This window comes from Bacillus sp. JJ1566 (assembly GCF_036962685.1).
GTDB lineage: Bacteria > Bacillota > Bacilli > Bacillales > Bacillaceae_L > Ferdinandcohnia.
In genome coordinates this window covers 64,649-76,183 of record NZ_JBALOP010000004.1, presented here as the reverse complement: position 1 = coordinate 76,183, position 11,535 = coordinate 64,649, and the positions used below count along the sequence as shown (strand labels likewise).

General features: G+C 38.4%; 8 protein-coding genes. 3 read left to right on the top strand and 5 right to left on the bottom strand.

What is annotated here, in order from left to right:
* Positions 1 to 117: 117 nt before the first annotated feature.
* Positions 118 to 1,605 (bottom strand): glucose-6-phosphate dehydrogenase, encoded by a 1,488-nt coding sequence (gene zwf, locus V7112_RS03625; protein WP_335415577.1) that lies wholly within the window; start codon positions 1,603 to 1,605, stop codon positions 118 to 120.
* A gap of 262 nt (positions 1,606 to 1,867) precedes the next feature.
* Here zwf and rnz point away from each other — a divergent pair, with 262 nt between their 5' ends.
* The 3 genes from rnz to V7112_RS03610 are packed head-to-tail and all read left to right on the top strand — an operon-like array spanning position 1,868 to position 6,802.
* The gene (gene rnz / locus V7112_RS03620) at positions 1,868 to 2,791 is read left to right on the top strand and encodes a ribonuclease Z (RefSeq protein WP_335415574.1); all 924 of its coding nucleotides are present in this window, start codon (positions 1,868 to 1,870) and stop codon (positions 2,789 to 2,791) included.
* A 30-nt stretch (positions 2,792 to 2,821) separates the two neighbouring features.
* The gene (gene nfsA, locus V7112_RS03615) at positions 2,822 to 3,571 is read left to right on the top strand and encodes an oxygen-insensitive NADPH nitroreductase (RefSeq protein WP_335415571.1); all 750 of its coding nucleotides are present in this window, start codon (positions 2,822 to 2,824) and stop codon (positions 3,569 to 3,571) included.
* A gap of 30 nt (positions 3,572 to 3,601) precedes the next feature.
* Positions 3,602 to 6,802: a DEAD/DEAH box helicase gene (locus tag V7112_RS03610; RefSeq protein ID WP_335415570.1), complete on the top strand. Its 3,201-nt coding sequence runs from the start codon at positions 3,602 to 3,604 to the stop codon at positions 6,800 to 6,802.
* Positions 6,803 to 6,896: 94 nt separating this feature from the next.
* Here V7112_RS03610 and V7112_RS03605 read toward each other — a convergent pair whose 3' ends face one another.
* The 4 genes from V7112_RS03605 to proI all read right to left on the bottom strand — a co-directional run bounded on the left by V7112_RS03605 (position 6,897) and on the right by proI (position 11,386).
* On the bottom strand, positions 6,897 to 7,709 hold the full coding sequence (locus tag V7112_RS03605) for a hypothetical protein (RefSeq protein ID WP_335415566.1): 813 nt from the start codon (positions 7,707 to 7,709) through the stop codon (positions 6,897 to 6,899).
* A 57-nt stretch (positions 7,710 to 7,766) separates the two neighbouring features.
* Entirely contained in the window at positions 7,767 to 8,906 is a 1,140-nt protein-coding gene (locus V7112_RS03600; protein ID WP_335415563.1) for a CAP domain-containing protein, read from the bottom strand.
* 292 nt (positions 8,907 to 9,198) lie between these two features.
* Positions 9,199 to 10,398, bottom strand: coding sequence for an MFS transporter (locus tag V7112_RS03595; RefSeq protein WP_335415560.1), 1,200 nt, complete (start codon positions 10,396 to 10,398; stop codon positions 9,199 to 9,201).
* Positions 10,399 to 10,540: 142 nt separating this feature from the next.
* Positions 10,541 to 11,386 (bottom strand): pyrroline-5-carboxylate reductase ProI, encoded by an 846-nt coding sequence (proI, locus tag V7112_RS03590; protein ID WP_335415557.1) that lies wholly within the window; start codon positions 11,384 to 11,386, stop codon positions 10,541 to 10,543.
* Positions 11,387 to 11,535: the final 149 nt, after the last annotated feature.

The following is an 11,535-nucleotide window of genomic DNA, read 5'->3' as shown; positions in this document are numbered from 1 at the left end:
CTGATGTCTTCGTCTTTGTGACCCACCTCGTGTGTGCCTAAAAATTCGGGCGCAAATACGCTAAGGCGTATTTGATTTAAGACCCCAACTCAGTGGAGAAGGGGTCTTTTGCATGATTTAGTCTTCAACCGGCCACCAGTGGAATCCATCTTCAGCTAATAATTCATCGGCTGCTTTTGGACCGTTAGAACCAGAAGGATAATTCGGAAACTCAGTCGCAATTTGATTTTCCCAAACTTTTGAAATGGAGTCAACGTAGCGCCATGAAAGGGCAACTTCATCCCAGTGAGCAAAGTTTGTCGTATCACCCATCATACAGTCAAAAATGAGCTTTTCATAAGCCTCTGGTGTATTGATACCGTCGATGCAGTTATTGCAATAATCAAGCTTAACTGGAATAGTCATCGTCTTTTGACTAGGTCTTTTTGCATTTAAATAAAGTGTAATTCCTTCGTCAGGTTGAATATTAATGACTAGCAGGTTTGGATTTTGATTCTCATTGTCTTCCTTATAATATAAATCCATCGGAATATCCTTAAATTGAACAACAATCTGTGTTGATTTTTCCTTCATTCTTTTACCAGTGCGGATATAGAATGGAACACCTGCCCATCTGAAATTGTCGATTAATAGCTTACCGGCAACAAATGTAGCAGTATTTGACTGAGGGTCTACCTTTTCCTCTTCACGGTAACCAGGAACCTGTTTTCCATTTATTGTACCGCCATCATATTGTCCTCTTACGAAGAATTTTTTTACGTCCTCTTCTTCTAATGGTCGAAGGGCACGTAACACTTTTATTTTTTCACTACGAATCTCATCGGTGTTTAATTTAATTGGTGGTTCCATTGCTAATAGGGCAACCATTTGAAGCATATGGTTTTGAACCATATCACGGAGAGCACCTGATTTTTCATAGTAGCCACCACGGTCTTCTACTCCTAGTACCTCACTTGAAGTGACCTGGATATTGGATATGTATCGGTTGTTCCAAAGTGGTTCGAATATTGCATTTGCAAAACGGATGACTTCAATATTTTGAACCATTTCCTTACCTAAATAATGGTCAATTCGGTAAATTTCATCCTCTGAAAAGGCATGGCGAAGCTGTTCATTTAGTTGTTTTGCAGAAGGAAGATTATGTCCAAATGGTTTTTCAATTACGAGTCTAGTATAGCCGTCTGTTGATGTTAGTCCTTCTGACTTCAAGTTGACAGCAATTGTTCCGAAGAACTCCGGAGCCATGGCTAAATAGAAGATCCTGTTTCCACCTGTGTTATAACTTGAATCTAATTCTTCTGCAAGTACTTTTAACTCTCTGTAGGAAGCAGTGTCATTTACATTAAACGGATGGTAATAAAAATGTTTTGAGAACTTCTCGATATCATCTCGTTGTTCGTCAAATCGTCCAGCTACAGAATTTCTTACATTTTGTTGGAATTCTTCATTTTTTAATGGACGTCTTGCCACACCGATTACGGCAAAATCCTCCGAAAGTTTTCCTTTTGTATAAAGATTATATATAGAAGGATAAAGCTTTCGATTCGCCAAATCACCTGTTGCTCCAAAAATAATCAAAATTGATTTTGGTGCTCTATTTGTCATAATAATCCCCCATTTTTCACGCATTGGTAATATCTATTTAATTTATACTTTTTTGTTTAGTAAATCAACTAATTCAAATTATTTTTTTTAGTTTTCACTTTAAGTATGCCTTAACAAGAAACGGATATTCCGTAAAACAAATCAAAGTCATCGGCCAATTGTCGCTCTTCTAGAGAACAAAAGGCAGAATATGATATAGTAGGTAAAGGGACAACGAAAGATAATAGTAAAAAATTAATATATTTATTGGAGGATTTCTCAAGTGGAAGTCATATTTTTAGGAACGGGTGCAGGAGTACCTGCAAAAGAGCGGAATGTCACTTCAATTGCCTTACAATTACTTGATGAACGTAGAGCCTCCTGGTTGTTTGATTGTGGGGAGGCAACACAGCATCAAATTTTATATACAACCATCAAACCAGGGAAAATAGAAAAGGTTTTTATCACTCATTTACATGGTGACCATATATTTGGATTGCCTGGATTTTTAGGAAGTCGCTCCTTTCAGGGAGGGCAGTCCTTATTAACTGTCTATGGTCCTAAGGGAATAAAAGCATTTATAGAGACTTCATTAAAAGTAAGCACGACTCATATTCGATATCCGCTTGAAGTGGTTGAAATCGAAGAAGGCGTGGTTTTTGAGGATGACCAATTTTGTGTCATTGCAATGGAGCTTGAGCATGGGATTCAATCCTTTGGGTATCGCATTGTTGAAAAAGACCTGCCTGGAACATTATTGGTTGACAAGCTTTCTACAGAAGGAATCAAGCCAGGTCCTATCTATCAACAAATAAAACAAGGTCAAACCGTTGTTCTTGAGGATGGCCGTCAATTAAATGGCGAGGAATATATTGGTCCTCCTAAAAGAGGACGCATTGTAACTATTTTGGGTGACACTCGTTATGTTCAGGAAAGCATTGAGTTAGCAAAAGATGCAGATCTCCTGGTTCATGAAGCAACCTTTAGTTCAAATGAAGAAGATTTGGCTCATGATTATTTTCACTCAACGACTACACAAGCAGCTAATGTTGCTATGCAGGCTGGGGTTAAAAAGTTGATTTTGACACATATTAGTTCAAGGTATCAAGGGGACGATAGTCAAAAGCTTCTTGAGGAAGCGCAGCAAATCTTTCAACATACATACATGGCTAAGGATTTTTTTAGGTTCGATATAAAATCTGAATAATACGTCAGCATAATTGGAGGTTACATAACAATGAATTCAGTTATTGAAACGATTATGGATCATCGATCGATTCGTAAATTTGAAGAAAAATTATTAACAGATGAACAAATCCGTACGATTGTTGAATGTGCCCAATCCGCCTCAACATCTAGTTTTATTCAAGCCTATTCAATTATTGGGGTTAAGGATCCCAAGAAAAAGCAGAAGCTTGCAGAAATCGTAGGCAATCAGGCCTATGTTGCGGAAAATGGACATTTCTTTGTGTTTTGTGGTGATCTTCATCGCCACCAAGTTATTAGCGAAATAGAAGAAAAGGACTTATCAGCGTCATTAGAGAGTACGGAGAAGTTTATGGTTGCAACAATTGACGCTGCCTTAGCTGCACAAAATGCTGTACTTGCAGCAGAATCAATGGGCTTAGGTGCTTGCTATATTGGCGGCTTACGCAATAATCTAGATGAGGTTTGTTCAATTTTAAATATCCCTAAATTTGTGATTCCACTTTTCGGAATTGCTGTAGGCTATCCGGCACAATATCCTGATAAAAAGCCACGTCTCCCTGTCGAACATATTTATCATGAAGAGAAATACCAGCAAGATGAAGTCTTATTTAAACAAGGGTTAGCAACATACAATCAAACAATTTTCGATTATTATACACAACGTACAAATGGAAAACGATCAGATACATGGACGGGTCAGATGGCAAATATGCTAGAAAACCCAAAACGTATGTATATGAAGGACTTTGTGAAAAAACAAGGATTTAATCAACAGTAACCCCTAAAGCAAATGAAAGGAGCGGAACCCATGGATATCAAAATCAATCATAAAATGATCAAAGAAATGTGCGGTACCGTCTCCTTTAAAAGAGGGGACGCTTTTTATCGGACAAATAAGGTGACTTTTACGGAGTACAGACCTGACAAATGTAAGGCAACTGTAAAGGGTGCAGAAGAATTTCACGTTAGTATTGAAAAAAATACAAGTAGAAAGCTAGTGGCTACATGTACCTGTCCATCACTTGCGAATTTTGATAAGGATTGCCAGCATATTGCAGCAGTATTAATAGCGATTCATGAACAGCAAAATCAGGAACCGTCCGAATTCCATGAAACCCTATCATCCGAAAACGGAAAATTAACAAATGAGTTCATGAGCTTATTTATAGATCGCCCTACTCGTTCAAGTGGTCACCAACTTCATTTTGAAAAAAGAGAGGTACTAGATGTTCGATTCACATGTAAACCGGTCAGGATTTCAAATGAGCAAACCTTATTTGGGGTGGAAATTGAGATTGAACAGATAAGAATACATGATATTCGTAACTTTCTTAAGGATCTAAAACGAGGGAAGCAGAGTGTTATTTCTCCACAATTTACATATGACCAAGACCAACATTGCTTTTTACATGAAGCGGATACTCTTCTTCACCAATTAATAAAAGTAACCGATGATGAAAAGGTTTTTCTTGAATTGATCTCGGGTTCAAATTACAAAGCTAGTCATGACACATTGATAATTCCACCATCATCGTGGAATGGGCTTATTCCATTATTTTCAGCATGCCCATCGGTTTTTCTGAAATACAATGGTCATTCCTATGAGGGGCTTCAAATTGTTCAAGAGCCAACACCACTTCATTTTTCATTTGAGGAAGGTGAAGAAAGTGATTATCGGTTAAGGATTAAGGGCTTCAATAAAATGAGTATTTTAAAATCCTACCATACGGTTCTTAGTGACGGACTTCTTTACCAAATCGACGAAGAGGATTGTGACCGATTATTGGAACTAAAACAGATGCTCGCAAGCCCTGGTGCGAATGATATTCCCATCCCAAAGGAGCAAACACAATTTTTTCTGAAAAAAATCGTACCAAGCTTGAAAAAAATCGGCGTTGTCCATATGTCTCAAGCTATCTCCAAGGAATTTATGAAAACACCACTTGTTGCAAAGCTTTATTTGGATCGTCTGAGACACAAGTTGCTTGCAGGTCTAGAATTCCACTATGAAAATATCATCATCCAACCATTAGAGAATCGGGATCTTCCTGTAGGTCCAATGGTCATTAGGGATGCTGAAAAAGAGGGTGAAATTCTAGAAATTATGGATGAGAGTGGCTTTTCGAAAACGGAAGGCGGATATTATATGCATAATGAGGAACTCGAGTATGAGTTCCTATATCATATCGTTCCAAAGCTGCAGCCACTCTGCCAAATTTATGCCACAACAGCCATACGTAATCGCATCATTCCCAAAAATGAACATCCGAAAATAAGGGTGAAGATTAAAAAAGAACGTACCAATTGGTTGGAATTCAAGTTTGAAATGAAGGGAATTGCAGATCAGGAGATTCGTGAAATATTGGGTGCACTAGAGGAAAAACGAAAGTATTACCGTTTGAAAAACGGATCGCTTCTATCTCTTGAAACGAGAGAGATGGAGGAAATTCAGCGGTTTTTGCATGCTGTTCCAATCCAAGATGATCATTTTGAAGAAACCTTAAATATGCCAATGATTGAAGCTTTACCCCTCTTAGATTCAATCGATGATAGTAAGATTTTCACGGCAGAGGAATCTTTCCGTCAGTTTCTTGACTCAATTCGAAATCCTGATGATTTAAGTATTGAAGTTCCAAAGCATTTAGAACCCATTTTACGAGATTATCAGAAGCAAGGCTTTAAATGGATGAAGTCTTTAGCAAGCTATGGATTTGGCGGGATTCTTGCCGATGATATGGGGCTAGGGAAAACCGTGCAAAGCATTGCTTTTATTGTGGCTGAGCTTTCCAATATTCGGGAAAGAAAGCAGCCCGTACTAATTGTTTGTCCATCATCATTAACATATAACTGGCTTCGTGAATTATTGAAATTTGCTCCCGAGCTTCAAGCAGTTGTGATTGATGGAAATAAAGCGGAACGAAAAGAGCTCCAAACAGAGAGTGAAGGCATGGATGTTCTTATTACATCCTACCCACTATTAAGGCGTGATATTAAATGGTATGAAACTCTATCCTTTCATACTGTTTTCTTTGATGAAGCACAGGCTTTTAAAAATCCAGTTACTCAAACAGCGAGGGCTGTTAAAAAAGTAAAAGCAGACAATCGGTTTGGATTAACCGGAACCCCAATCGAAAATTCAATAGAGGAGCTATGGTCGATTTATCATGTTGTTTTCCCACAGCTTTTTAAGGGTTTAAAGGAATATAGTCATTTGACTAGAAAAGATATCGCAAGAAGGGTTCGCCCATTTTTACTTCGTCGTATGAAAGAGGATGTACTGGAAGAATTGCCAGGAAAAATTGAGGTTCTTGAATCATCGGAGTTACTGCCTGAACAAAAAAAGCTTTATGCTGCCTATTTAGCGAAGTTAAGACATGATACATTAAAGCATCTTGATAAGGATACAATTCGTAAAAATCGGATTCGCATTCTTGCAGGGTTAACCCGGTTAAGGCAAATATGCTGTCATCCAGCATTGTTTGTTGACGGCTATAAAGGAAGTTCTGCTAAATTTGAGCAACTTCTCCAAATCATCCATGAATCTAAATTGTCCGGAAGGAGAGTTTTGATTTTCTCACAATTTACGAAAATGCTTGAGTTTATTGGGAGGGAACTAACTAACCGGGGACATACATTCTTCTACTTAGATGGGCAAACCCCTTCGGACGAACGAGTGGAATTATGCGGGCGTTTTAATGCAGGGGAGCGGGAATTGTTTCTAATTTCATTGAAGGCTGGTGGCACAGGTCTGAACCTTACAGGTGCTGATACGGTTATTTTATATGATCTTTGGTGGAATCCGGCGGTTGAAGAACAAGCAGCAGACCGAGCGCATCGCATGGGCCAGAAAAAGGTTGTCCAGGTGATTAAGCTTTTTGCCCGAGGTACCATTGAAGAGAAAATGAATGAGCTACAAGAAAAGAAGCGTGACCTTATTTCAGACCTTATTGACTCTGAGGAAAAAACAGCGCTGACGGAAGAGGACATTAGAGAACTTCTAATGATATAAACAAAGGCACTTTCCGCTTTGGAGAGTGCCTTTATTCATCAATTGTGGTTATCAAACAAAGAAGCATCGACCTTTCCGTTGCCGATGCTTTTGTTTATTTATATGGTTTTTCGGCTAATTTCTTACCGGTTTCTGTACTAATGAGTGCCACTTTTGTTGGCACATATTTTTGAGTTTGATTATCAAAAACATATCTTGTTTCAAAAAACGCAATGACATCATAATGGGCAATGCCTGAAACCGCTCTAATTGTCACGATTTCCTGAGGCTTCATTTTTGTTAATTTATCAAAACGATAGCCGGAAGCAGGGTCAACCCATGTTTCAATCCCTTTAAGTCGTTTCTGTAATTCTTCTTTATCAGGAAAATCGCTATAGCGATCCTCTGATAACGGAATGACCGCTTCTAAGTCAGTCTGATTATCAATAAATTCGACTTGATAATTGCCCATGTATTTCATAGAAAAACGCTTTTTCGCTTCGTCAAACCAGCCAGATGTATTAGGGTCGGGGAAAATTTCCTCCACCTTTTCACCTGTATAGCTGAGGACAGTTAACCCAGTGATGCCTCCACTTCCAATTGAATGAAAATAGAGAAGTATATCCTGCTTTCCATTTTGAAGAACGTCTGCAAACTTCATGTCAGCCAATTGGTATAAATCCTGTTTATTATGATAAGTACCTAATTGCTCACCATTAATTTTTAATGACCATTCCTTCGCAAGGTTGTATTGATTTTTTTTTGCATATAGCTCGATGATATCCTTTTTACCATCACCGTTTAAATCAATATACTCCTTTTGAACAATCGTAAAAGGGCCATATTCAACGTCGTTTTGCTGAGCAAGAGTCACACTATGAAAGCCAATGAGAAGTCCTAGCAATACTAAAAATCGTACCAGTTTCACAAAATCACCTCTTTTGGTAGGATAACCAAAAATTAAAAGGTATATAGGTGAATTGGCTTATTTTGTATAAAAGTTCTCCGTGTAATATGGATGAGACTCAGTATTAAAGGCAACTCCAACCCCTAAATACGTATATTCTTTTTTTAAAATATTTTCTCGATGTCCCATTGAGTTCATCAAGCCTTCATGTGCGAAAATACTGCTGAACTGTCCATAGGCAAGATTTTCTCCAGCAATCGTAAATAAAATTTCATCCTCAAGCATCCGGTCAAAAGGGGATTGGCCTTGTAAATTTGTATGACTGAAATAGTTGTTCTCTGCCATGTCTAAACTATGCTTTCGAGCTGTTTCCTTCACGTGGTCATCCCAAGTTAGCACACCCAATCCATGATTAACCCTTGATGCATTCGTAAGATCAAATAATTGATATTCAAAGCCTTCTTTTAACTGATCACTGGCACCCGTATAGAAATCGGTTCTATTTCGTTCGAGTTCTTCTGAAACAATTTGAATTGAAGTCACCGTATTGTTTTCATGTTTATCGTAAAAGAGGGTGACATAGGTGTTATCAATTTGGAATACATCGTAGTCCCGTTCCTGCTGAAATTCATAATACACAAATCCTTTTTGGATACGAGTCATAGGTTTACCAAGTAGATTAAGAGCATCTTGTTTTGGTGTCCCTCGTTCAACCCCTTTCGTTGATGAAATAAGGTCTTGATTCGTATATAAGCCAACTACATTATCACGAGAGTCATAAGCGACCATCATAAAATTATTGTAGTTTTCATGATACGTATTCCAGTTCGTTCCATATTCATTTAATGAATTCCGTTTCGCTGCACCAAGCTTTGTTTCTACACTTTGTTTACTTTCCCCAAGCTCAATATTGTGTATCGAAAAGGCCTGTTCACTAGGTACTTGTAGCTCTGGTTTCTCGATTTTTTTCTGGTCAATAATTGAATTTTCAGGTGCTTTTTCTTCCAAGCTTTGCAATAATGTGGTGATATAGTTTATACCATCACGTAGTTTGGATTTTATCGTTGTGAGTTCCTCAGATTCAGAAACTTTGTCAATCTCAGTTGTAATAGTATCAAAAACTGATTGATTATCAGATTTAGCATCAAGTTTATCAAGTACTGTCCACCCAGCATATAAGAAAAAAAGAAATGATATAAATAAAAGGATTCTCCTCATACTTAACCTCCAATCTCTTAGCATTACTTAGCAGAAGTCTTTATCTTCTTCTAAGTAAAGCTAGAGCCTCCAGCGGATGCCACAGATTTTCAAAGGAAACTTTTCGAGCAAAAGTTCAAAGACTAAGAACGCCACTTCCTGATGTCTTCGTCTTTGTGACCCACATCGTGTGGGCCTAAAAAATCTGGGCGCAAATACGCAGAGGCGTATTTGATATATACATTTTATCCAAATTTATTCGAAACGATAAGAGGTTTTAAGACGAAAAACGAAAAAAGGGGAGAGGGTCCCCTTAAACAGAAGGTGAAGTTGTTGTTTTACCAATCCATATAAAATAAAGCAAAATGGAAATTAGAACAGAGAATGCTGAGGCAATGTAGATTGAATGGTATCCTAAAAGGTGGGCAATTTGCCCAAAGGCTAGTGCACCAACACCCACTCCTAAATCAAAAGAAGAGAAGAAGGTTGCATTTGCCATCCCTTTTCGATGTCCAGGAGCTGTTTGTACAGCCCAGGCTTGTAAGGCTGGTTGTAAGGCACCAAAACCAAGTCCATACAGAAAAGCCGCAATATAAAGGACAAGACTACTAGGTAACCAGGCTAATAGAAACATAGCTGCAACAATCAAAAATGCACCGGGTGCAAAAATAGCTTGATGTCCTTTCAAATCATAAAGGCGACCAGCAAACGTACGAGTAATCATTAAAGCGACTGCAAATAAAAGAAAGTACCATTCAATCCCCGGAATTCCCTTTTGTACAGTATATATAGGTAAAAAGGCTGCAATTCCTCCAAATGTAACAGTTATAAAGAATAATAGAATCGAGGGTGGGAGGGCTGTTATTTCGTAAAAATCCCATCTTTTAGGGGTTTCTTTTACTGGATCGACTTTTTTGTAGTGGATTCTAGATGATAGGATGAGTGCCACTAAACCAAGAATGGCACAAATGGAAAAGAGTTTTGAAAATGAAATTGTACCAGCAAGTGTAAGACCTAAAGATGGTCCAAACGCAAGAGCGATATTACCGAATAGACCGAAATAGCCCATTCCTTCACCACGCCTTTTTGCGGGGATTAAGTCTGTAGCAATTGTTCCTGAGGCTGTTGTTGAAAAGCCCCAACCAATCCCTTGAATAATTCGAAACAAGAATAAAAAAAGTAAGCTTGGGATGAATCCGTAGGATCCAACAGATAAAACAAAGATGGCAAGCCCTAGTAAATAGACGAAGCGTCGTCCTCTTTTTTCTAATTGATGGCCGGCGAAAGGTCTGATTAGAAGTGCGGAAAAAGCAAAAAGTCCAACGACTAATCCAATGAGTTGGTCATTCCCTCCAAGCTGTTCGACAAATAGTGGAATGGTCGGTAATGTCATTTGAAAGCCGAGAAAAATAAAAAAGTTTGAAATGCAAATAAGAGTAAAATCGCGGGTCCAAATTTTTTCTTTGGGTGTACTTAGTTGTGGTGGTATCTCTTTATTAAGCGGTGCACTCATCGAATCTCCCCATTATGTAATATTTCGGTTGTCTAAATGTTTTTTCTTTCATTTTACCAAAAATGTCAGTAAAATCCTACCGTTGCACACCAATTTTTTGGATGCGGTAGAATTCCACTGACCTTTTAAAAATTTAGCTTTTTCAATTTTCTTGTGAAACGGATTGAAGCATTGCTTCTCCAAGCTCGGCGGAGCGAACAGTAGCACGCTTAATACATGAGACCATTGCTTGTTGGTAATTATATTGCTCCAACACTTTTAAACCTGCTTCTGTCGTACCACCTGGACTTGTTACTTCTTTTCGTAATGTAGCTGGTTGCTTCGGTGAACTTTTCAGCATTTCTGCTGCACCAATAATTGTTTGCAGAATTAGTTCTTTAGCAATTTCTTTTTCAAGACCGATATCATCAGCTGCTTTTTCCATCGCTTCAACTAAATAATATACATATGCAGGACCACTCCCAGATAGACCTGTGACCGCATGAAGATCTTTTTCTGCTACTGTCGTCACAATCCCGATTGTTTCAAATAATTGGCGCGCAATTAGAAGATGGTTTTCATTTGCGTACCCTCCTATTGATAACGCAGTGGCTGATTTTCCGATAGTAGCAGATGTATTTGGCATTGCACGTACAACTGCAACTTCTTTGCTGAGTAAGTCAGTTATGGTTGTGGTTGCAACCCCTGCTAATACTGAGATGATCAGCTGGTTTTCATTAACGTAATCTTTCATTGCTAAAACTGCTTCCGCAACGTCCTTTGGCTTTATCGCAAGAATGATGATTCCGGCATTCTCAATTGTTTCTTGTTTGTTTTGGCTAATCGTTACTCCATATGTTTTGTTTAGCTCTTCTAATCGTGCTTGGTTGGAGCGATTCATTACAGAAATTTGTCTGGGCAAGAAGAGCTCCTTTTGTAGCATTCCAGAAATCATTGCCTCAGCCATTGAGCCGGCCCCAACAAATACAATATTTTGTTTCATTTCCATAACGATCCCTCCGTTAAATTATTTATTCAAATGCTCCTTGGCGTATTTGCCGCCCGATTTTTAGGCCCACAGGAAGTGGGTCATAAAGACGAAGACATCAGGACGTGGCGTTTTTAGTCTTTGATCTTACGCGAGATACAGTGAAACTT